The sequence below is a fragment of the Brevibacillus sp. NRRL NRS-603 genome, from assembly GCF_003013445.1.
GTDB classification, from domain to species: domain Bacteria; phylum Bacillota; class Bacilli; order Brevibacillales; family Brevibacillaceae; genus Brevibacillus; species Brevibacillus formosus.
This window is the reverse complement of sequence record NZ_PXZN01000012.1, coordinates 265,097-289,275: the sequence shown is the minus strand read 5'-3', so window position 1 is coordinate 289,275 and position 24,179 is coordinate 265,097. Positions and strand designations below refer to the sequence as shown.

Genomic DNA, 24,179 nt, shown 5'->3' with positions numbered 1-24,179 from the left:
ATATGAACTCTTTCATTTTCTATTTTATGCTGATTCTAACGTATGCATGGACCGTGTAGATTATGATCTTCTCACCAGCTCGTTAGCCGCTTTCCTGCATGAACTTCCATTCGATCCATTACAAAAAGCCCACTTTTCTCCCGTAACGGAATGTGGGCTTTTTGTGCGAAATCGGTTCAACTTCGCTTACGATGATTCTCTATCATTTTCTTAATACAAGCTGGATAACATGGGCTAATCCAGTGTGTGCCTTTCCTGCCACACGCTCTTGTTCGCCATAGAAGAAATGGATCACCTCATGCCCTTCGCACCAAGCAAGGATTTCTTTGGGGTCATATAGCAGTTCAAGCTCTGAAGGTCCGCCCGTACCATACTGTAGTTGTTTCTCGGAGAATACCTCAAGCATGAGAATTCCTTTGGGCTTTATCGCCTTTTTCATTTTATTAAGAACCGTGGTCTGAGCGTCTTTATGAAAATGTCCATATACCATAATCGCGGCGTCATATTCCTCTTGCGGGACATCTTCCTCCAGCAAGTCAATTTTTTGGGTGTGTACGTGAACGCCATGCTTCTGAGCCAGTTTTTTCGTTTTTTGCAATCCGCTTTCCGCATAGTCAATGGCTGTCACTTCTAGATTCCCTTTTGCTAAAAAAACGGCATTCCGGCCTTCACCTTCTGCAAACGCAATAACTTTTTGAGATGGTTCTAAGCGGAAAGCTTGTTGTTGAATAAATACGTTTGGCTCTTCCCCGTAGTAATATTCGTCAGTATTATAACGCTCATTCCAAATATTCCCCATACTTACCGGCCTCCCTTGATCAAAATAATTCCTGGTGCAAAACATCGCTATATAACAAGCTCTGGCTGCTTTTCGTAACCATTGTAGATTTATTATGTCTATAATATCTTCGTAATGTATGATGTGTCAATAGGTGAGGATTCACCCACTGTAATTCTAGACAAGGTAACTTTGTACGTGCAGGCAAAGCAGGTTTAAAATGACTCATGACAAAGGGCAAATCGTCTCTACTAGACATCCGCCCTTTGCTCGCTTTGCTTCAATGTCAGTTGGATATAAATCTGCTAACTTACTTTCCTTCCATATATCATCACAAGGCTACCTCGCCCCTCAAGCTCTTTGCTCATACAATTTAACGATTTCGATGATGGTGTTCACAGCGTGTATCATGTTGTCAACGGAAACGTACTCGAACCGCCCGTGGTAGTTTTCCCCTCCTGTGAAAATATTCGGTGTTGGCAACCCCATGTAGGATAGCTGGGAGCCATCGGTACCACCGCGAATCGGCTGAATAATCGGTTCGATTCCGAGGTTTTCGAGCGCTTGTATAGCAATGTCCACTACTTCCATTACAGGCTCAATCTTTTCCCGCATGTTGAAGTATTCGTCTTTGATTTCGAGCTCAATTCGCTTCTCTCCGTATTTTTTCTGTAACTCTTCTGCCATACGAGCCAGTTCAGATTTTCTCTCCTGAAACCGATTACGATCGTGATCCCGGATTAAATAACGAAGCTGCGTTTGCTCGACGTCACCTTGAATGGAAGACAGATGATAGAAGCCTTCGTAGCCTTCCGTCTCCTCAGGCGTTTCATTAACCGGCAGCTTTCCATGCAGCTCCATGGCTATTTTAGCAGCGTTGACCATTTTGCCTTTGGCCGATCCGGGGTGAACGTTCTTCCCTTTACAGATAATAGTGGCTGATGCAGCATGAAAGCTCTCGTACTCGATCCCTCCAAGAGGGCCGCCATCCATCGTATAGGCATATACTGCGTCGAAGGCGGACACATCAAATTTATCAGGGCCTCTGCCGATTTCTTCATCCGGAGTGAAGGCTACTCTTACTTTCCCGTGTTTCAGTTCTGGATGACGAACCAGATAAGCCATGGCGGTCATGATTTCGGCAATACCGGCTTTATCGTCAGCCCCTAGTAAAGTGGTACCGTCTGTCGTAATTAAGGTGTGGCCTTTGTAGCTAGCCAGCTCAGGAAACTCGCGCGGCGAAAGGAGAATATTCTGTGCTTCATTCAAGACAATGTCTTCTCCGTTATAATTTTCAATGACTTTCGGCTTCACGTCAGCCCCGGTAAAATCCGTGGCCGTATCCATATGAGCAAGAAAACCGATTGTGGGAATTTCTTTGTCTGTATTGGACGGTAGGGTTGCCATTACATAACCGTTCGAATCCATCGTAACTTCCTGCATACCGATGGCTTTCAGTTCGTCAACAAGCATTTGGGCAAGTACTAGCTGCCCTGGTGCTGAAGGGCAAGTTTCGCTGTTTTCATCGGATTGTGTATCAACTTGTGCGTAAGAGATGAATCTATTCATGATTTCCGTTTTCATGATCTTATCTCCACTCCGGTATATTTAGTCAAACCTGTTTTAGAAACACATGATCTCGTGACAAATTCTACCACGATCCCCATCGATTCTTCAATCTATTGGCCCCCAGCCTCATAAACATTGGTTTTGGACTGACTCTGAAAAATAAACGAGCAGCGAGCCAAGACCTGAAAATACAGTCTTAGACTCACCGCTGGTTTGATTAAAATATATTACTTCCCGTTCAAATGATAGATGAGTTGCACAACGCCAGAGGAGAACGTTCTTGTATTCACCAATTTTACATTCAACCTCTGTTTTATATCCATAAACAACGGTTTTCCTTCTCCCAAAATAACAGGGTGAACAGATAAGCGAATTTCATCTACCAGCTCTAAATTGATAAATGTTGTAATAAGACTTGCTCCACCATATAGCCAGATGTCTTTACCGGGCTTATTCTTTAATAGATTGACTTCTTCAAGAATGTGATCATGGATGAATGTTGCTTTCTTATCCGTACCTTTTTGTGTCTTGGAAAACACATATTTTTCTTTGCTATGAACCAATCCCCAAAACTCTTTTTCCTTATCAGAATGTTCCATTTCCGGCGTAAATTGTCCCCATAAATCATAACTTTTTCTTCCATATAGAATCGTGTCAATTTGATGTAAGAAATGAACAAACCCCATCTCAGAGTCCATTATGCACCAATCAACTTCTCCATTTTTCCCTTCAATAAACCCATCTAAAGTAACGGCTAAATCTAATATGATTCTTCGTGTCATGAGTGGTTACTCCTTTCGTTGATCTACCACCCATTCTATACCTGTAAATATGTCACCTTGTGTCTTATTCGTCGTATAAAAACAGCTCACTTCATTGGCGATAGATACCAATGAGCGAGCTGTTTTATGACATGAGGCTATTTCATCATCGTGCCCCATGCATCGGGCAATAAATGTCCTTCTGCTACCAGCTTTGAGTTGCCTTCCAAATAAACGGACTCGGCAGCATAATCTGAGAGATGGTAAGAAATTTTAAGTGTTCCCCCTCGAGTAAGCAGGTTCACAGAAGTGTCTACATGTCCTAAAATACCGGCAATGATTGCTGCAGCAGTCGATCCGGAACCGCACGCGTAGGTTTCTGCCTCTACTCCGCGCTCATAGGTTCTGATGCTAAGCGTTTGCCTATCAATCCGTTCCACAAAATTTACATTAGTACCATTGGGAAACCGCTGTAAATCATTTCTGACCATTCGTCCCCAATCTCTAAGCTGGTCGTCCGCTATCGCGAAAACATTTTCGACAAACCAGACCGTGTGGGGAACTCCGACAACACCATAGTGGTAGACGCCGCTCGGTCCGTCCCATTTATATGGTTGATGTAGCTCCAGTGCTTGCAATTGAACGTCGGGGAACTTGACCTTCACGCCGTTCTGATTGAGCTCTGCCTGATAGATGCCAGCTATCGTTTCGAAGCTCATCTTCGTCTTGGCTGCTCCGATGTGGTAAGCAAAGCGCGACATGCACCTTGCACCATTGCCGCACATTTCTCCTTCACTGCCATCAGCGTTAAAATACCTCATTTTAAAATCGGCGATGTTGGAGTTCTCCAGCAGCATGAACCCATCCGCACCGATTGAAGTACCTCGCCTGCATACATTTTGGACAAAGGCTGGAAGCGCAACCTCGTTCAACAGGCCATCGCGATTGTCTACCACAATAAAGTCGTTGCCACAGCCATTCATTTTTTTAAACGGGATCCCAAGATCAAACATTTCGATCCTCCTTTTATCCGATGTACCGTGTTTTCATCCAAACGACTGCTCCACAGGATGGACTGGAGATCTGTCATCTTGCTCTAAGAAGGATCGATTGCGGGATATGATTGATAGAGATGACAAGCGACCGATTGCCCTTCTATTTCACACAGCTTTGGCAATTCGACTTTGCATATTTCCATGCTGGAACGGCAGCGCGGATGAAATTTACAACCCACGGGCGGATTAGACGGAGACGGGAGATCTCCCGACAACACAATTTGCTCTCGCGTATCATCCGGATCGGTAATAGGTTTGGCTGAAAGCAATGCTTGTGTATAGGGATGCAGCGGTCGTCCAAACAGCTTCTCTTTCTCAGCATACTCGATGATTTCACCTAAATACATGACCGCCACTTTATCGGCAATGTACTCAACTACGCTCAAATCATGCGAAATGAAGACATAGGTCAAGGAAAATTGTTCTTGCAAATCCTGCAGCAAATTAAGGATCTGCGATTGAATCGACACATCCAGTGCGGAGACAGGCTCATCTGCGATAATCAGCTTTGGCCGAAGAATCAGGGCGCGGGCGATGCCAATTCGTTGTCTTTGCCCTCCGGAAAATTCGTGAGGATAGCGAGATAGATGCTGCTTGCTCATGCCGACAATCTCAATCGTCTCTTCCAGCAGCGCTTGTCGCTGATCTCGAGGTATACCATGCGAAATCAGCGGCTCCGTCAAGATGTGCCCGATCGTTAATTTCGGGTTCAATGTTTCAAATGGATTTTGAAAAACCATTTGCATATTTCGCCTTACCGCACGCATTTCATTTTTGTTCATTTTTCCTATTTCGTTACCTTGGAAACGAATTTCACCCTGGACCGGCTCCAGCAAACGCAGAATACATTTTCCCAGTGTAGACTTTCCGCAGCCTGACTCCCCGACAATCCCCAGCGTTTCTCCTTCATAGACTCTCATATCAATCCCGTTTAGAGCATGAACATAATGCGGTTGTTGAAACCACCCTTTTTTCATGCGAAACAGCTTTCGCAGCCCTTTCACTTCCAAGATTGGAGTCGTCATCCACCTACCACCGAGCTTTCCTGTTCATGACCCTTGTCTTGGGTAAATAACCAGCATCGACAAGAAGAATACTGATCCACTGAGCGGAGCACAGGATTCCGCTCCCAACATATCTCCATCACTCTATCGCATCGCGGCGCAAACCGGCACCCATTGGGTTTATTTTCCGGTGTCGGCACACTGCCTTTTATGCTGTGGAGTCTCTTTGCGCGTTTCCTTGGCGTCGATTGTAGCAAGCCCACGGTATACGGGTGCTTCGGATTGCGCAGCAACGACCGTACGTCCGCTGTTTCAATCGCTTGTCCCGCATACATGACCATGACGCGGTCGCACATTTCAGCGACCACTCCTAGATCATGCGTAATCATGATCACTGACATGCCGATTTCCCTTCTGATTTTTTTGATCAGATTCAAGATTTGCGCTTGAATGGTCACGTCCAATGCGGTAGTCGGTTCATCAGCGATCAGTAATGACGGATTGCATGCGATCGCCATGGCAATCATCACCCGCTGCCTCATTCCTCCTGACAAACGGTGCGGATAATCCCTGTAAATCTCTTCGGCTCGGGAGATGCCAACAACGGTAAGCAAATCCAGTACCCGTTGCTTTACCGCCGCTTTGCTTTTACCCTCGTGCTCTTGCAGTACCTCACTGATTTGCCGGCCGATCGTCAACACCGGATTTAACGAATGCATCGGTTCCTGAAAAATCATCGCCATTTCTTTGCCTCTGAGACTACGCATCTCGGCTTCACTCAGCGTAAGCACTTCTTTCCCGTTCAATCGAATGCTTCCAGTCAAAGTGGCATTATTGTCCAACAGTCGCATGAGCGAGAGCGAAGTGACGCTCTTGCCGCACCCCGACTCTCCGACAATTCCGAGTGTCTCCCCTTTTTTTACATGCAAATCAAGCTGATCTACAACCGTAATCGTACCCGACTCCTTCGAGAACCGGGTTGTCAGCCCTGTCACTTCCAATACATTCGCCATATAGGGAACCCCCTCTTCAATCCTCTTATTGGCCTTTTACTTTTGGGTACGAGGATCAAAAATATCACGCAAGGCATCTCCCAACCGGTTTACTGCCAACACGACGATCGTGATGGCCAATCCCGGGTATGTCGCAAGCCACCAGGCATCGGACAAATAATCTTTTCCTTCATTGAGCATGGTCCCCCATTCGGGAGTCGGTGGCTGTGCGCCCAAGCCGATAAAGCCCAATGCAGCCGTATCGAGAATCGCTCCCCCGACGAACAGTGTCATGTAAACGAACAATACATTCGTAATATTGGGGAGCACCTGAAAAAGAATGATCCACCAGCTCGGCGTCCCGATCGATCTGCTGGCTTCCACATATCCAGACGACATGATGACGAGCGTCGCTGCTCTGGTCAGACGCGCAAAGCTCGGAATCGAAGAAATACCGATTGCGATCATCGCATTGGTTTGACTCGGTCCAAGCGCCGCGACAATGGCCAAGGCCAAAATGATTCCAGGCAAGGCGAGCAAAATATCCATAATCCGCATGAGCAGGTGATCAATAAATCCTCCCACATACGCACTGATGACACCAATCATCGTTCCTGCCGCTACTGTGATGCCGACCGCCATGACAGCAACCACAAGCGTAACGCGCGTTCCGTATAAAATACGGGAAAGCAAATCACGGCCGATCGCATCCGTTCCGAGAACATGCTTGGCAGACGGGCCTTGCAAAAAGGCATCGTAGTTACTTTCAGTAGGGTCATAAGGAGCGATCCATGGCCCGACGATTCCAATCGTAGAAATGAGTAAAAGCACCACCAAGCTTAGTTTTGCTGCTCGCTGTTTCTTGATTTTCCCCCAAAATGCAAGCTTGGGAAAAATCGGGGTTTTGGCATGCGTCGCCCCATGTACGGCGGTTTTGCTCACCTCATTCAAGTTACCGCCCCTCCTTTTCCGCAATAAGGTCGACACGCGGATCAATCAAACCATAGAGCAGGTCGACCATCATATTTACCACAACGTAGACGAAGCCCATAAGCAGCACAATACCCTGAATCATCGGAAAATCACGGGCTGAAATCGCACGGATTGCCAATGTGCCGATCCCAGGCCAGTTGAACACTTGCTCGATGATAACCGCACCGCCCAGCAGAGTCGCGATTTGCAAGCCTACCACCGTAACAACAGGAATTATGACATTGCACAGGGCGTGCCGGAATAGGATGATCGTCTCCCTCAAGCCCTTGGCCCGTGCCGTTCGAATGTAATCATGGGAAAGCACTTCGACCATACCTGAACGCGTCAGTCGGCTAATCATCGCGGAAGACAAAACGCCCAAGGTAAAAGCAGGCAAAACAAGATCCTTCCATCCCGTACCACCCGCGATTGGAAACCAGCCTAATTGAACGGAAAAGAACATGATTACGATTAACCCTAGCCAGAAGCTCGGGAGCGATAATCCGATCGATGCTGTCGCCATCAGCATAAAGTCCAAGAGCGTATTCTTGTATTTCGCAGCGATAATTCCCATCGTTAAGCCAATCACCACCGCGATGCCAATCCCCGCGAAGGCTAGCTTGGCCGTTGCCGGAAACCGTTCCAATATTTCCGCGATGACAGGTCTTTCCGTTTGTAAGGAAGTTCCGAAATCCCCCTGGATGACTTTTTCCAGGTAGGTCAAGTACTGATGAGGAAGGGGTTGATTTAGCCCCATTTGCTCACGTAACTGTTCCACTTGTGCTTTTGTAGCCTTTTCCCCTAGCATGATCCGTACCGGGTCTCCAGGAATAAAATGAACGAGCGCAAACGAAAAGATGGAAACACCGAGGAGGACAATCACTCCTGATAGCATCCGATTCAACAAATACTGTTTCATGATTCGTTCCCTCCTCTCTTTCAGGATGCGTATGGCTAAACACGCTTGGGAATTTGGCGATAGGAGCCCATCATACGAATTACCGTTTGACTTCCGTCTCGTATAAAGCGTACGGTTTGATCCGACCCGTCAACGTTCGCGAGAAAAACGTCTTCGTCAATCGCTTTTAAAGAGAATGAGTCCGAATGATCGACCGTTACGATCAGCGTGCCTGCATCCACGCTTACCTGAAGATGAATTCCTTCCATAGAGCCGTACTCGCCCGCATATTCAAGCAAACGATCTGTCGGAAGGTCATATTCCTTATACGTGACATGCGTTGATTTTGCCGGACGATTCTCGATGCAGTGAAACGTCCCATGTGCCAATGCGGCAGCCGGTGAACCGCTGAGATTGGTGAGCGCCACGGCAGCCAATCCGTTCTCGGGGATGGTGCTCATGCAGGCTTGGATCCCTTTCTCTCTGCCGCTATGGCCTAGCATCACAGCACCGTAGAAATTGGGTGTAATCGCTACACCATACCCGTAATATTGGTTATGTTCACATCGGAAATAAGGGGTGGTCATCTGCTGCACACTTTCCGCGCGAAGAATTCGTTCCTTGCCAATCAAACCTTTCGTTCGAAACAGCTCGGTGTATCTCATCATGTCGGTGAGCGTTGATTTTAATCCGCCGGATGATTGAAACGGCGGTGTCTCAAATAGCGGTGTTCTATCCTCGTACCCGTGCCACTCCACCAAAGAAAAGCAACTATGCTGCATTCCCGCTGGTTGGAGAATATGCTCCTTCACATACGTCGAATATGGCTTGCCGCTAGCCCGCTCAACAATTGCTCCCAGTAGCGTATAGCCATCATTGGAATAACTGAACTCCGTACCTGGTGCGCCCAATAAAGGAAAATCCAGTTCTGCCAGATAGGTCATCAATTCCTCATAGGTGTTCATCCCACGCTTGAGTGCTTCATCAGCGCAAGATAATGGCGGCAAACCAGAGGAATGGGTTAGAAAATTGTGAATGGTGATTGCTTCTGTTTTACTTCCCGCTTTTACATGAAACTCTGGCAAATAACGGGAAACAGGATCGGCAACCGTCAGTTTTCCGGCTTCCTGTAGCTGCATGATCGCAATAGCAGTGAACGATTTCGTAATCGAAGCGATTCCGAACAAAGTATCAACTGTCACTACCTGACCTTGCTCGACATCTCGATACCCGAAGCCTTTGGCATAAACGAGCTGCCCGTGTTCGGTCACTCCAATTGCAGCTCCAGGCACCTTGCTTCCCAACATTGTTTCTCGGACAAACTCCTCATAACGCACGATCCATTCCTGATTGTTCATGACATGTTCTCCTTGTTTTTTGTTTCCTTACTTAACCCACACGTCCTGATACAATTTCAGTCCGGATAGATCAAGCATCAGTCCCTGAACACGGTTGTTTACCACGACGAACCGTTTTTCCGTGTAAATGGGAATCCAAAATGCCTCCTCCACAACGCGCTTCTGAAGATCTTCATAGATTTTCGCTCTATCATCGCTCTTCATCGTCACCTGTCCCTTTTCCAGCAAGGAATCGATCGTTTTGTCATGGATGGCTGAACGATTCATCCCACCGATCTGACTTGAATGCATGAACGGAAACAAGATATCAGGGTCATCAGCGACATATCCATCCAGCGCCATGTCAAATGTGCCGTCAGCAGCTAATTGGTCGACTGCGGTGCCTTCCAGAGTAATGATTTTCACATCTACCCCAATTGCTTTGAACATTCCTTGCATCAACTGGGCAGGTTGAGACCATGCTTCCATACTCAACAATTCGAGATGAAGCGGTTTTCCTGCTTTCTCCCTTATCCCTTTCGCATTCAGTTTCCATCCGGCTTCTTCCAGGAGCTTCATTGCTTCCTCGGGGTTGTATTTGTATGCATATTGGGCAATGGACTGGTCGTATCCGAACAAATTTGCAGGCAGCGGACCATCTGCAACAATTCCTTCGCCTTGCAGATGCGACTGTACGATAGCCTCTTTCTTTACTGCCATCTGCAACGCTTTGCGTACCTTTTTATCTTGTAAAATCTCGTTATTCAAGTTCAGCTCGACAAACAGCCCCAAACCGCGCTTTGTCTGCTCGAGTACGGTAAAGCGATTGTTGTTCTTGAATTTCTTCGCGTCTTTCGCAGGCAGATCAGCGATGTCGATGGTTCCGCTTTCCAAAGCAGCGACAGCCGTTTGCGGATTTCGAATCAATTTCAGAACTAATTTGTCCGGCCTCGGCGGCCCTTGATTTTTAAAGAAGGGCGTAGCCCAGCGATACGCATCGTTTTGAATCAGCGTAATAGAGTCTCCTGATTTCCAGCTCTCCATCTTCCATGGACCGACACCGACCGGATTCCTTCCGTATTGATCCCCAAACTTTTGCACCGCGTCCACCGAGAGCGGCTGCATCCAGCTAGCGGAAGTGAAATAGGTAAGGAGTGTGGCAGACGGTTCGTTCAACTCCAAAATAAGCGTCTGATCATCTGTAGTTTTGATCGATTTGACGATGCCAAGAACCATCCCTACGCCTTTCGGAGCGATTTCCGGAGACATAGCCCGCTCAAACGTTCGCTTGTACGCCTGTGCTGTAAGCAGTGTCCCATCATGAAAGGTAACGCCTTTGCGAATGCGAAATGTCCATGTCTTCCCATCATCCGAAATGGAGTACGATTCAGCCAGATGGGGCTTGACCTCATTTGTTTGGGGATCTCTGTAAAGGAGAGCCGCCCCTAGATTGAGCGCGACCCCCTCCGTGCTTAACGCTGTCGATTTGTGGACATCCAGTGTATCTGGTTCACTGCTGATCGCAACGGTGACTGTTCCGCCCTTTTGATTGGCTATATTGACATCTCTTTTCCCTGCATCAATACCTGGTTTCGTTGCAGAAGCATCGCATCCGGACACGATTGCCAGCAGTACGAAACAGGAAAGGACAATGCTAACAATCGGAAAGGGGCCTCGCTTTCTTATCCCCATGAATGACTCCACTCCCTTGTTTGGGATTCTTATGTTCTAAGCCAATCAACCGTTTTTTGATCCAGCTTTTTGACGAGAGCCGTCAGCAATTTCACTGTATTTTCCACATCATCATGATGGAGAATCGAAGCGTGGCTGTGAATGTAACGCGCAGGGATTGCAATGACGATAGATGGAGCCCCTTTGCCAACCATATGAGCAGCTCCTGCATCCGTACCCGCACCTGAAATAGCAGCATACTGATACGGGATGCCCTCCTCTTCTGCCGTATCAAATAACAGATCCCGCAATTTCGGATTGGGCACGAGCGAGCCGTCAAACAGACCAATCGTAGGCCCGCCTCCGCACTTAATATCAGGCAAATTGGGAGAGTCGGCGCTTCCCGGCGTGTCAAACGTGATCCCCGTCTCCAATGCAATGAATAGATCTGGCTCCACCATATGCGTGCTCGTGAATGCGCCGCGGCATCCCACTTCTTCCTGTGCAGTGGCGCCGCTGAATACGATGTTGGGATGATCCGTTTCTTGCAACTGTTTCAGTACTTCAATGGCTGTCAGGCAACCGCCGCGATTATCGAGCGCTTTTGCCATATACATCTTGTCATTCGCCATCACCGTAAAAGGGCAGATTGGCACAATCGGATCACCTGGGCGAATTCCCAACTCCTTTGCCTGTTCTTCACTGGAAGCTCCGATATCGATGTACATCCGCTCGATTTCAACCACTTTCTTGCGCTCCTCCGAAGACAGCAGATGCGGCGGTTTTGACCCAAGTACGCCGACAATATCCCCTTTGCGTGTTTTAATGTTCACACGCTGTGCCAGCATCACCTGCGACCACCAGCCACCAAGAGGCTGGAAGGCGATGAATCCGCCCTTCATGACACGCGTTACCATGAACCCCACTTCATCCATATGGCCCATCATCATGATCTTGGGTCCATTGGCCATGCCTGTTTTTCGCCCGATTATGCTTCCCAGATTATCTGTGAACACCTCTTCTGTAAGCGGTTCCAAGTACGTGTGCATTAATTCTCGCACTTCCTGTTCATGTCCGGGAACTCCCGAAGCCTCGGTCAGCTCTTTCAGTACCTTTACCCAACTATTCATCCATATCTTCCTCTCCGTTTGCTTGTCATCTCCAGCGATCATCAATGCGATCATAGGAACCGATGCGAAGGTCTTCCTTTTCTTTCGCCAGTACATGCTTGGCTATTCGTTCAGATGGGGTACGAGGCAATTCACTTCGGTATTCCCAATATCGTGGAACCTTGTAGTAAGCAAGATGCTCGGTACAATAGGAGATCAATTCATGAGGAGGCACCGTTAGTCCCTCTTTCACTACTACGTATGCCTTGATTTCTTCCCCGCGCATTTCGTCTTTCACTGGAAGACAGGCAGCATACTCCACGGCTGGGTGCATTTTCATGACTTCCTCAACCTCAGCAGCCGAAATATTTTCCCCGCTCCGTCGAATCATCTCCTTTTTTCTACCGACATAATAGATGTATCCGTCTTCGTCCATACGCACCAAATCTCCGGTGTGGAACCAGCCGCCACGAAAGGCAGCACAAGTCGCATCAGGATCTTTATAGTAGCCATCCATCATCCCCAAGCCCCGTAGGAGGAGCTCGCCAACCTCTCCCCTCGATACGGGGCGGTTGTGAATATCAACAATACGGACGGTCCGGTCTTTATCTGGTTTTCCGATGCAGCCTGTTCCGAGCAATCGGTCATGATCGTGTGGTTTTACCGAAATATCTCCACCTGTCTCTGTCATGCCAAAAACCTCATACCAAGGCGCGCCCCATCGCTCTTCCAATTCGCGGTGCAGATGCGGGGGAATAGCCGAGCAAAGGATGGTGCGAACGTTATTTTCCCTGTCCAATGGCGAGCGTGGTGCTTTGACCATTAGCGTGGGCATGATCCCCAGGCAGTAGAAAAAGGTAACGCCATATTGCCGTACTTTCTGCCAAAATGTAGAGGGATGAAATCGATCGAGAACAACTAGCTTTGCCCCCACAGCGATCGCGCCCAGCAAATTCCATTGCGGGTCCATATAGTAAAAGGGCTGCGCCGTTAACAGTACATCTGAATGGGTCAAATGGGGATGCTGCTCGACCATCTTTTTGGCTATGGCGAGCCAATATTCATGTGAAAGCATACAACCCTTGGGGAAGCCTGTCGTGCCGGAAGTATATTGGATGTTGACTAAAGTTTCAGGAAAAACGGTAAGCGCTGTTGGAGTCGTGGGCGCTGTCTCACACATTGCTCTGAAATCGACAACGTTGGGATCGTCTGATTGGTCTACTGAGAGGATTGTTTTGAGGGTTTGTAAGGAAGGTCTGATCTTATGTAGCAGGGAAAAAAACTCTTGTGAAGTTACGATAACGATTGCTTCGGAGTGGTGGAGGATATACTGTGCATCGTACTCTTTGTAATTTACATTTATCGGTACTATGCTCGCACCCAGTTTTGCCAACGCCAGCCAGGTAAGCGGGAATTCCGGCTGGTTCCTCAGCATGACGGCTACCCGATCCCCATAGCCTACACCCAGTGCTTGGAGCATGTTCGCGATCTGGTTGGAACGGTCTTCTATCTCCTTGAATGACAGTTGCTCATTCCATTCATCAAAGACAAGCCCGATTTTTTCTCCCCATCGTTTAGCCGCCCGTGCCGTCAAAGACTTGATTTCTTGCATGTCCAAAAGGTTTCAGCCCTCCTTCTCTATACTGATCCTTTTTTTCGGAACCCTTCAGCCGCCTGCTTGAATTCGATCGTTTGCACGGTTGCCAGCGCATGCTCGATCTCCAATTCAAAAGCTGCCTCCAGATCGCATTGGGCCCCGCGATTTAGCGCAAATTTGGCTTTTGCAAGCGCTACTTGCGGGAGCTCCGCTAACCGTTTCGCCCACTTGTCAGCTTCTTCGGCTAACACTTTATGATCCACTACCTTGTTGATGAGTCCTAGCTGCAGTGCTTGCGATGCACCGAACCTCTCGCCTGAAAACAGCAATTCTTTCGCTCTGACCAGTCCGATCGCTATAGGAAGCATATGCGAGATTCCTCCGGTAACACTAAGCCCCACACTCACTTCCGGAAAGCCGAATTCGGCATCTTGAGCCGCGATGATCAAATCGCATCCGAGCGCAAACTCACACCCTGCTCCTAATGCATAACCATGGACCGCAGCGATCACTGGGAAAGGAACACGTTGGATCTTTCGTGTTATATCCTGAATCTTCTGTAAATTAAGACGAAGCTCAGCCTCATTCGCAGGCTTTTCTTCATGACGCAAATCATGTCCTGCACAAAAAGCATTCCCGCGGCCAGCCAGTATTGCTGCCCTTACTCCTTCCCGTTCCAACTTATCGAGCGATCCATACAGCTCCTCTACCAATTGTGGAACCACCGCATTTAACCGCTCGGGGCGATTCAGATGAATCCAGCCTATTTCTTGATGGATCTCACACTCTACCACCGCCTTACGTGTTGTCATTCTTTTTTACCTCCGCCTTTATTTTGGAAAACAATGCTTTTGCATTCGAACCGAGCACCTTCTCTAGCACCTCAGGCTTTATGCTTAATTCCTTCCATTCTGCAATCGCGCGTTTCTGAGGAAATACAGGCCAGTCTGTTGCAAAGAGGATTTGATCTTGCAAGAGGTTGTTTGCTAACCTGTGCATCATCTCCCCCCCTGCTCCTTGTACCCCCAAATACCTTGGAGAAAGCCCGCCCAAATCCATCAGAACATTGGGGTGCTTGCGGGCTACGGCAACCATTTCAGGCACCCAGGGCCACCCCCCATGACACGCGATCAATGTTAATTCCGGAAAATCACAGGCGACTTGATCCAGCAACAGCGGGTGTTCATTCCGGATGGGGTGAATCATCGAATAATTAATTCCCGTATGAATGGCAACTGCCAAGCCTAACTCGGCAGCCTTTGCGTATACGGGATATAATTTGCGATCATCGATCGGCATCTCAAAAAATGCAGGCTGGATGTTTACTCCCAGAAAGCCCAGCTCTCTGATACGGCTCACTTGTTGGACAGCGCGCATCGGTCTGAAATGCTCCATTGAAATCGTACCGAATCCTGAGAAGAGCTCGCTGTGAGCGGATATGACTTTTGCCAATGCTTCATTCAGCGCATCCCCATCCTCGCCGAATTCGTATTCTGCATGCATAATGGCGTGGTCTACTCCTGATTCTTTCATTTCTTGAATCAAATCGTCGAGCGTTTTCTCGATAGTCGATCTTACTTGCAACACCGCATCATATTGAGCGACGTACTCATTTCCCATGTCACCTATGCGTGCCTCACGGAACTGCTGTGGCAAGCGGACACGGGCATCAAGAATGTTCATGTGCAGCAGCCCCCAGCCAAGGTTTCACAAAAAAACGCGCGGGTTCAGGCAAATCCAAATCGGAGACAGTCAGTTGCTGACCATTTCGCTTTGCCTGAACGAGCGCAAGCGCCATATCGGAAAAATTCAAGCTGATTTCTTCCAATGAACTTGGGCCATCGGGCGAGTACCAATGGGCGACACCTGTGCACATTTGAAGCAAAGCCAGGACGGCAAGTCTGGTATTTTCTATCGTAAATACGCCCCCCTCTAATCCGCTCGTTAAAATACGCTTCCAGAGCAGCTCATATTCACTGCGCAACCTGGCAATTTCTACGCGGGTATTTCCTGTCAGCGCACGGAACTCGGTATCTACTACTAGCGCCGTTAGCTTGTCAGTGGCATGGCTGGTAACATGAAGCTGCACAAGCGCCGCCAATTGTTGTTCGGGCGCTTCCAGCTCAGCGAGCACTTCCTTTGCATTTCCGAGAAGGGTCTGTAACCCTTCTTGCATGATGGCAACGAGCAGATCCTCTTTTGTCTTCATGTAATGATAAAGGGTGGAGGAGGTTACCTCTGCTTCTAGGGCGATATCACGTATGCTGGTTGCTTCAAAACCTTTTCTTGCGAATAGCCGTAATGCTGCTTGAAATATTTTTTCTTTCGTCAAAAAAGCGCGCTCCCTTCTACTGATGATTGCAGGAAACGAGAGTCTCTCATGTCCAGTTCCTTGTGGCGGTACGATCATCTGCATTTTTGGTTTTGTCGATCGATCGATCGATAGGTTGCTTGTAATCACCACTTTACTAATCACCCAATTCAATGTCAAGACTATTTTTTATTTTCTGATATTTGTTTTTGCCTAACAAAAATCTCCCCTGGTTTCCCATGAGGAGATCTGAATTTGTTATGCCATAGCAGCTTTACGTCGGAATCCTATCCATTACGAAAGCAGATTTGATGGATTACTTCAAGTATCTCCCCGTGATCGACTGTTCCGCGTGGATGATCTGCGAAGGTGTGCCCTCGAAGACCACCTGACCGCCGTTGCTGCCTCCGTCCGGTCCCATATCGATGATCCAATCTGCTTGGCTGATCACGTCAAGGTTGTGCTCAATCACGATTACCGTATTGCCTGCATCCACGAGACGGTTCATGATCTCCAGAAGGTGACCGATATCTGACATATGTAAGCCAGTCGTCGGCTCGTCCATAACGTAAATACTACCTTTCTTGTGCAGCTCGCTTGCCAGCTTGATGCGTTGGCATTCCCCGCCCGAAAGCGTGCTGAGCGGTTGGCCGAGTGTAATATAGTTCAACCCTACATCACTCATCGCCTGAAGCTTGCGCACAACCTCTTTTAGCTCAAAAAATTCCAATGCCTGCTCAACAGTCATCTCCAGCACTTCTGCAATTGACTTGCCGTTCAGCTTGTAAGCGAGTACCTCTTCCTTGAAGCGTCTACCTCCACATACTTCGCACGGTAGTTTTACACTTTCAAGGAATGCAAGGTCTGTATACACAACACCTAGACCTTGGCAGTTCTCGCAAGCTCCCTTGGAGTTAAAGCTGAACAAGCCTTGGTTGACCTTGTTCGCGGAAGCAAACGCCTTGCGCACATCATCCATAATCCCTGTGTAGGTCGCGGGATTCGAGCGCGTGGACACACCTACCGCCGATTGGTCGATAACGATCGCATCCGGATGGTTGCTGAGAAACACTTCGTTAATCAGCGTACTCTTGCCGGAGCCTGCGACACCGGTGACGACTGTCAGCACTCCGGTTGGAATATCAACGTTTACGTTTTGCAGGTTGTGCAGTGTAGCATTTTGGATAGTTAGCTTGCCGGACGGCTTCCTGGAAGCTTGCTTCAGCTGGATCGGCCGCTTCATATGCGTGCCTGTCAGTGTCCCTGACTCCAGCAGGCCTTGGAAGCTGCCTTCATACACGATGGTACCGCCGTGGCTGCCAGCGTGAGGACCGACGTCGACGATATGATCTGCCACCTTGATCACATCAGGATCATGCTCGACGACAATGACGGTATTGCCCTTGTCGCGCAGCTTCTGAAGCAATTCATTGAGTCTATGTACATCACGGGGGTGCAATCCAACGCTGGGCTCATCGAAAATGTAAGTGACATCCACCAGACTGCCGCTCAGGTGCTTCACCATCTTTACGCGCTGCGACTCGCCGCCGGACAATGTATCCGTCTCACGATCCAGCGTCAAATAGTCTAGTCCGATATCCACCAGATGTTGCAAGCGCTCCGTAAGCGACTTGATCATCGGCGCGGCGACCGAATCGTCAATCTCCCGAATAACTCGGATAAGCTGACCGACCTCCATGGAGGACATCTCCGCAATGTTGAGCCCATTGATCTTGCAGTTGAGCGCAGCTTGACTGAGTCTTGCCCCATGGCAGCTGGAGCAGGTACCCTCGGAAATGAACGGCGCAACAGCTTTTTGTGTACGCTCAGACTTCGTCTTTACATCCTGCTTGATATATTTGTTGGTGAACTTCTCAATGACGCCTTCCACTGTAATATTCGTTGCCTTCCCAGCGAAATCCATCTTCACTTTTTTCGCCTTGCCGTAGAGCAGTTGCTCTAGTTCTTCATCCGAATAATCGCTCAGCTTCTTGTCTGGATCGAAGGAACCCGACTGCACGACGATCGTCCAATCCCAGCTGTCTACCTTATAGTCCGGCAGCATGATTGCCCCTTCATTCAACGACCTGGACATGTCCACCGCCTTGCTGATGTCGACGTCTAATTTGCGACCGATCCCGTTACATTCGGGACACATACCTTGTGGATCGTTAAAAGAGAACATGTGCGCTTGTCCGACATAGGGCTTACCCACTCGGGAGAAGAGAAGACGGAGAATGGGAGAGATATCGGTAATCGTCCCCATCGTGGAATGGGAACCGCCGCCTAGCCGCTTCTGGTCCACGATAACCGCCATGCTCAGGTTCTCAATCGCGTCCGTGTCCGGCTGCGGATAGCGGGGCAGGAAATTGCGCACGAACATGCTGAAGTTCTCATTCAGCAATCGCGTGGATTCTGCGGCGATCGTATCGAAGACGATCGATGACTTGCCAGATCCAGATACACCGGTGAAGATCGTAATCTTCCGCTTGGGAATTCGCAAGGATACGTTCTTGAGATTGTTTTCCCTCGCGCCGGAGATTACGATATACTCCTGATTAGATTCGCTCACGCCCATCACCCTTCCGATAGTATTCATTTCTACTTATATTTGCATTGTACCATGAAAAAGCTGTTAGGGAACATCAGTTCCTCCAACAGCTTTTCAGTGTCAAAACATCCTAAGTTTGTTTGCTTACAGAAGAGGCAAAATTGCGTTCGCGTACGCCTGGGCTCCCTTTTGATTGGGATGACCGATGGAGGCACGTTTGCAAATCTCGAAATCCAAGCCTGTGCACCCAGCTTCTGTGCAGGAGACGAGTCGCTCTGCTGCGATCAGGTCTTGTGGTGTCATATCCAAATTGATGCCGAATACATAAGGGTCATCCGTAAGGGCCGCATGCTCCGGACCAAAATTCGGATCGGCGAAAAAGATACGCTGTTGACCGAGCTCCGCATTTCTCTCATCGATGGCTTTTCGCAGGTAGAGCTTTGATTCCGCTTCGAGTTGGGCGCAGCGCTTGTATACCTTTTCCAACTCAGCCAGCCCGAGAATTCCTCCGGCTGCACCGCCGCCGACTCCTCCGACAATAGCCCCTACGCCGATCAACAGTGCTTCCACCGCAGTCATATCGCTCTTTTCAGACACAGGGGGATAATAACCAGTAACGATGACTTTCGCTTGTGTAAATTTATTAGTTACCTCGACCAGCAATTGCTTCATGCTCACATAAAAATAGTCGTAATGTAATTTCCCCAAGTCTGCTGGATGGAAAGGATTCAGAACTGTCCGAACATCGACATCGTTCATGCCTCCATCTAATAGAATCAGGTCCACCCGTTCAGCCTCGCCTTTGAAGAACGCACATTGCTGCAGGATCGTCGGGAATGATTTAGGTACCTCGCCGTCTACTGGGGCCACTACGTCATGCTTATCCTCACCAATGATGGCGCCGGAATGGGCGAGTACTTGTGTATATTGCTTGATATTTCCTTCTCTGGCCTGAACAGCTGCACCCACGATGGAGTAAAATTTTTCATGTTCTTGCAAGCCTTGCCCCCAGCTCACGGAATCACCCATTACGAGCATATGGAAGGTTTCTAGGGTCAGTGGAATTTCATTCGAAGGTGTGCCATCGGAAAGCCGTACTTTCAGGGTCACCTGCTCACCCGCTGGATTGCTCTCCACCTCGGCTGGTCGAATCAAAGTAAATTCCATTTGCGTCGAACTTAACATCCGGACATCTGGCATTTCTTGGTTGTTCACCAAGACGAGAGTCCCTTCGGAAAAGCCGCTTCCGTTCACGATCACTTTTTGTCCGGGCCTCACCCTTGTTTTCACTTGATCTTCCTGCTGGGCGGAAATGACTCGTGGATTCACGAAGACGGATGCCTTGCTCGAAAGAGTCATATCTGATTGCCGTACTTGGAGTGTATGGGAGCCTCCTGTCACGAAGGGCAAGACAAAATGAAGCATGGTATCACTTACTACCTGGGTTTTCGTTTCCATGCCATCGATCAACACGACATCGGTTTTGGTATAACGACTTCCTTCCAGGGTCACTGTATCACCTGCGAATGCATAGAGCGGAGAGACATGGCTGATCGACGGCTCCAAGAGCTTGCGTCTGAATTCATCTGCGTCAATGGCTCGAAAGCTGACAGGATCAGACAATCTGCCCCCCGCATATCCGACACGGCCTGCATCGGCGAATGAACCCTGCGCTCCCGGTTGACCTGCCGTTCTCGGACCGGGACCGCAGGCCGTACCGAATTTTGCATTCTTGCTGTCACCCACAGCTCCACCTGGCCCACCTGCTCCTGGATTGCCGGGGATTCCGCCTGCACCTGGGCTGCCCCCCTCAATCGTGATCGCAAAGCCTTTCGAATAATTTTCGATGATGGTTTGTGGCGCGTACAAGGTCAACCGCCCTCCAGCGCCCCCATTTCCTCCCGGGCCGCCGTAGCCTGCTGCACCGCCACGTCCGCCGTTTCCACCTGCTCCTGCTCCGGCTTTGCAAAATCCTGCCCAATCCAATTCGGCTGGCTTGCCTTTCCCTCCACGGCCACCATCTCCTCCGTCTTGCCCGGGGCCGCCTTGTGTGCCATCTTGCCCTTTCAGGTCAAAATGAGGTCGTCCCGCCATATCGATGACCCATAATTCGAGTTCAGGAGCAGCAGCGCCGTCGAATCCACGGTCGCCGGGCAAACCATGTGTTCCAGGTGTCCCTGGAATCCCGGAGAGCGTCGAAGACATCGGTGCATCTGGCGGTGTTGCCGGTTTTTGGCGTTTGGCTGGAACATAGCGGTAAGGACGCTCCCATGTAAACGTGACATTCTGTCCGACCGTCAACTTTTCGGCGATGATGATCAAGTAGCGCTGCGGATATTTCAAAATGACATTGGTTCCATCCTCGATATAAATTTCCGATGCGGCCCAATAGGCGGTGTCTACCGATATATTCAAAGCCGAAGAAGGAGACGGTACAGCTAATGTAGCCGTCATTTTTTTAGGAAACGGGATGGCTTGCAACAGTTCTGCTTTTCCACTCAACATTTGCAATGCTGGTGTTGGTTTGGCTGAGTCGATTCGAAACGCAGACTGAATCATGGTATTCCCACTGACGAGTGTGGGGCTTGGTTTCGTCAGCCCCGATTGAGGTACTACTGTCCCACGAATCTTGAGCGATCCTAGACTGGTCAAAGAAGTAATCCCGAATGACTCCAGCACCGCTTTATGATACGTCATTCGATCCTGAACCATTTGGGGTGCTGCTTGGAAGGTAGCCGGATTCACAGCCATGGTCGTAATCCCGAGCGTATTACCCCCTGCATTGAACGTGTTTGTAGAAGTTGACATTCTTTTTTCCTCTCCCTTATCACAATGAATGAAATAGTTTGTGCGAGCCAGTCTTCATTGCACGGACGATCATTCTTGGCTAACGCCGAATTTCTCTAACTCCCGAAGCTGATTTTTCTTCTGTGTGGATGAGGTGTTTCCCCTCGATGCACCCATATGATCTCTACATGATTGCCTTCCGGATCCAGAAAAGAAAAACGTGCATATTCGCTCTCCACATACGGACCATGTGCCAAAATACCGTGATCCGTCAGCCTCCTCCACACTTCCTTGAAGTGATCCAACGTATCTACCCAAAATGCCAGATGCACATGATGCGGATTGTTCAGGATGAGCAAATCGTGCCTGCCCGATTGCGGATCAATCGCCAAGCATGCCGTTTCGTCGCTATGGTTCACTACTGCTAGTTCAAGTGCGGTTTCATAAAAAGAGGCCAATCTGCGAACATCATGCGCATATAAGGAAATGTGACCCAAGCGGCTTAGCTTTGACATGTTCCCTCCATCCTTTCGTTTTGACTCGCCTGTTTCATCCTAACACCGGGAATACAGGTTTCGATATTACTCGAAAGGATACATCCAAAAGGATACCCGTGCGATAAATAGGAGTATCCAGTACAAAAGAAGCATAGTAAAATCGTAGGAAGAAAAAGGTAAAACCTTGTGATGGAGCAGGTGATGCGATGAATTATCAGGATAGCCTTGAAGAGCTGGAAAGTCGTCTGTTGGTAGGACGAACCGAGGAAGTCCTTCATTTTTTGAAGCTGCTTGCGGATGAGCGGCGCTCCAAAAAAATCATGAATCTCTTCGGGACCGCAGGCGTAGGAAAAAGCTATTTGCTCGACGAGCTTAAGAGGCAAGCTCATCTGCGTCAAGCAGCTACTCTTTCTTTGGACAGCGAGCAATTTTGGCACACGCCCTCTGATTTTTGCCTGCATATTTTGCAGGCATTGCACGTTTATCATAAGAGAGAAGAGCAGCATCCTGCCCAATTGTTGGAGGAAAGTGTTTCGAAATTGAATGAAAAAGCAGCTGATCGGAGACTCGTCCTCTTTCTCGACATTTACGAGAACTTGGACGGTTTGGACCATTGGCTGCGCGAATATTTTTTCAAACGATTAAGCGCGAATATCCTGATCGTGATCGCAGGGCGGCATCCGCTGTCTGAAGCTTGGCTTCTTTCGCCCGGTTGGCGGCATTTCATCAGCAGGGTCCCTTTGTCCCATCTACCTTACGATGCCGTCGAGCGGTATGCCCATTACTGCCACATTTTTGAACCGCCTACCATCCAGGAAATGTGGCGTCGCTCCAAAGGGCATCCCCTTACCCTCTCATTACTTTCTTTTACCTTGCAACCGAAAGATCAAGAAGGAAACGGTGCTTTTCATGAGGAAATGGATACGCTGCCATTTGTCGTAAGTCAATGGCTGCGCGAAGTTCCCGGCGACCATTTGCGTCCGCTCGTGGAAGCAGCAGCCGTATTGCGTCACTTCAATCAGGATAATCTGTCTTTTTTATTGAAAAGGGAAATTACGGCGTCCGAGTTTTTCCAGCTGATTCGATTTTCGTTTGTACGGAAAGTGGACAGCGGCTGGACGATTCATTCTTTGATGAGAGAAGCCATCGCCCAGGATATGCGGGCACGTACTCCGCTTCATTTTGCAAATTTGCAGAAGCGGGCCGTTCACTACTATTATGAGAAGTTCACCAAGTCAGCCCATTCGGTCCGCGCACCAGAGGCTTTGGAGCTGACCTTCTTTCTGGGTGACGCACTCATTCGCGCCTTTTTAAATTGGTTCGATCCATTACCTAAACCATTCGAATCGATCCACACTGGTCATCGGGAAGAACTGCTGGAGTATATCCGCCATCAGCGGCACTGTCCCTCCCCTAAAACGATCAAGCTGTTTGATCCGCATACAAACCGCCATTTTGATTTTCACCTGACAGCAGAGCAAACCTTGTACCCATTGAATTGGCTTGATCATGACCGTCTATTCTCTCTGGGATATGACGTAATTCGCGTTTTGCGCAATGAGAACGGAGCGATCTCGGCACTTGCCGCAGTTGTACCTATCAACGAAAAAACTCTTCCTTACCTGATGGAACATTCCGGCTCCTGTTCCTATTTCACTGCTCTATCCAAACAAGAGCTAGAACGGTTCATGGTACCAGAACACACACGGGCAGGCTGGTTCATTCACACGATTCATCAAGACGATTACGAGGATGTTTCCCAGCATACAGCCATTGGCCATATGCTCCACGGCTTGATGTTCACTGGAGAGTTTTTGTTGTGTTCGCCTGCACCATTTCCTTTTTTCAAAGCCGCCCATGAAAGTTTGGGATTTGATATTGCCGAATTTGCCACCCACACCAATTACGACGGTGTAACACCCACGCTCGTATTTTTTCGTGATACGCAAGGCGAGCATTTGCCCGCTTACTTGCAAAAGCTGCTTAAGCGATCTGGATTGGATGCGGATTTGCGACTGGAAGAACAAGCAGTTCCATCACTTGCTCAACCAGCTTCACAGAACACGGTCACCTCACTGGACATGAGCATGCTGACGGCACGAGAACGGGAGGTAGCCGTCCTTGTGCTAGAGGGATTAACAAACGCGGAAATTGCTGCCCGCTTGTATTTGAGCGAAGTCACGGTGAAAAAGCATTTGAAATCGATTTTTGAAAAGATGGATGTCAGCAACCGGACACAGTTGGTGAAAAAAATGCTTGTGTAGATCAAAAAAAGAGGAACCGTAGATGG

The 24,179-nt window shown here is 48.7% G+C and carries 19 protein-coding genes; 1 reads left to right on the top strand and 18 read right to left on the bottom strand.

Annotation, left to right across the window (positions count from 1 at the left end; genetic code table 11):
• Positions 1–202 precede the first annotated feature (202 nt).
• The 18 genes from C7R94_RS08795 to C7R94_RS08710 form a co-directional block, all read right to left on the bottom strand.
• Entirely contained in the window at positions 203–799 is a 597-nt protein-coding gene (locus tag C7R94_RS08795) for a class I SAM-dependent methyltransferase (RefSeq protein ID WP_106780104.1), read from the bottom strand.
• 330 nt (positions 800–1,129) lie between these two features.
• A complete protein-coding gene (gene pepT, locus C7R94_RS08790) occupies positions 1,130–2,362 on the bottom strand; it encodes a peptidase T (RefSeq protein WP_106780102.1) in 1,233 nt (410 codons plus the stop codon).
• Positions 2,363–2,574: 212 nt separating this feature from the next.
• Positions 2,575–3,129, bottom strand: a complete 555-nt coding sequence (locus C7R94_RS08785; protein ID WP_106780099.1) for a dihydrofolate reductase family protein — start codon at positions 3,127–3,129, stop codon at positions 2,575–2,577.
• Positions 3,130–3,266: 137 nt separating this feature from the next.
• Positions 3,267–4,121: a diaminopimelate epimerase gene (dapF, locus tag C7R94_RS08780; protein WP_106780097.1), complete on the bottom strand. Its 855-nt coding sequence runs from the start codon at positions 4,119–4,121 to the stop codon at positions 3,267–3,269.
• An 83-nt stretch (positions 4,122–4,204) separates the two neighbouring features.
• Positions 4,205–5,188: an ABC transporter ATP-binding protein gene (locus C7R94_RS08775; protein WP_106780094.1), complete on the bottom strand. Its 984-nt coding sequence runs from the start codon at positions 5,186–5,188 to the stop codon at positions 4,205–4,207.
• Complete coding sequence (locus C7R94_RS08770; RefSeq protein WP_106780091.1) at positions 5,185–6,180, bottom strand: ABC transporter ATP-binding protein; 996 nt, start codon at positions 6,178–6,180, stop codon at positions 5,185–5,187. The genes C7R94_RS08775 and C7R94_RS08770 overlap by 4 nt, the downstream gene beginning before the upstream one ends.
• A 36-nt stretch (positions 6,181–6,216) precedes the next feature.
• Entirely contained in the window at positions 6,217–7,110 is an 894-nt protein-coding gene (locus tag C7R94_RS08765) for an ABC transporter permease (RefSeq protein WP_106780089.1), read from the bottom strand.
• A gap of 1 nt (position 7,111) precedes the next feature.
• Positions 7,112–8,050, bottom strand: coding sequence for a nickel ABC transporter permease (nikB, locus tag C7R94_RS08760; RefSeq protein ID WP_106780086.1), 939 nt, complete (start codon positions 8,048–8,050; stop codon positions 7,112–7,114).
• Between the two features lie 35 nt (positions 8,051–8,085).
• Positions 8,086–9,387 carry a serine hydrolase domain-containing protein gene (locus tag C7R94_RS08755; protein ID WP_106780084.1) on the bottom strand — a complete coding sequence of 434 codons (1,302 nt, stop codon included), beginning with the start codon at positions 9,385–9,387 and terminating at the stop codon, positions 8,086–8,088.
• A 27-nt stretch (positions 9,388–9,414) separates the two neighbouring features.
• The gene (locus C7R94_RS08750) at positions 9,415–11,058 is read right to left on the bottom strand and encodes an ABC transporter substrate-binding protein (RefSeq protein ID WP_106780082.1); all 1,644 of its coding nucleotides are present in this window, start codon (positions 11,056–11,058) and stop codon (positions 9,415–9,417) included.
• A gap of 29 nt (positions 11,059–11,087) precedes the next feature.
• Positions 11,088–12,167, bottom strand: coding sequence for a M42 family metallopeptidase (locus tag C7R94_RS08745; protein WP_106781241.1), 1,080 nt, complete (start codon positions 12,165–12,167; stop codon positions 11,088–11,090).
• A gap of 25 nt (positions 12,168–12,192) precedes the next feature.
• The gene (locus C7R94_RS08740; protein ID WP_233220527.1) at positions 12,193–13,758 is read right to left on the bottom strand and encodes an AMP-binding protein; all 1,566 of its coding nucleotides are present in this window, start codon (positions 13,756–13,758) and stop codon (positions 12,193–12,195) included.
• 26 nt (positions 13,759–13,784) lie between these two features.
• Positions 13,785–14,555 (bottom strand): enoyl-CoA hydratase/isomerase family protein, encoded by a 771-nt coding sequence (locus C7R94_RS08735; RefSeq protein WP_106780077.1) that lies wholly within the window; start codon positions 14,553–14,555, stop codon positions 13,785–13,787.
• Entirely contained in the window at positions 14,542–15,426 is an 885-nt protein-coding gene (locus tag C7R94_RS08730; protein ID WP_106780075.1) for an amidohydrolase family protein, read from the bottom strand. Before C7R94_RS08730 ends, C7R94_RS08735 begins: the two co-directional genes overlap by 14 nt.
• Positions 15,413–16,207: a TetR/AcrR family transcriptional regulator gene (locus tag C7R94_RS08725; RefSeq protein ID WP_233220503.1), complete on the bottom strand. Its 795-nt coding sequence runs from the start codon at positions 16,205–16,207 to the stop codon at positions 15,413–15,415. The genes C7R94_RS08730 and C7R94_RS08725 overlap by 14 nt, the downstream gene beginning before the upstream one ends.
• Positions 16,208–16,370: 163 nt before the next feature.
• Complete coding sequence (locus C7R94_RS08720; protein WP_106780072.1) at positions 16,371–18,626, bottom strand: ATP-binding cassette domain-containing protein; 2,256 nt, start codon at positions 18,624–18,626, stop codon at positions 16,371–16,373.
• Between the two features lie 123 nt (positions 18,627–18,749).
• Positions 18,750–21,413, bottom strand: coding sequence for an IPT/TIG domain-containing protein (locus tag C7R94_RS29995; protein WP_106780069.1), 2,664 nt, complete (start codon positions 21,411–21,413; stop codon positions 18,750–18,752).
• Between the two features lie 95 nt (positions 21,414–21,508).
• The gene (locus tag C7R94_RS08710; RefSeq protein WP_233220502.1) at positions 21,509–21,907 is read right to left on the bottom strand and encodes a VOC family protein; all 399 of its coding nucleotides are present in this window, start codon (positions 21,905–21,907) and stop codon (positions 21,509–21,511) included.
• A gap of 188 nt (positions 21,908–22,095) precedes the next feature.
• Here C7R94_RS08710 and C7R94_RS08705 point away from each other — a divergent pair, with 188 nt between their 5' ends.
• Positions 22,096–24,153 (top strand): LuxR C-terminal-related transcriptional regulator, encoded by a 2,058-nt coding sequence (locus C7R94_RS08705; RefSeq protein ID WP_106780067.1) that lies wholly within the window; start codon positions 22,096–22,098, stop codon positions 24,151–24,153.
• Positions 24,154–24,179 lie beyond the last annotated feature (26 nt).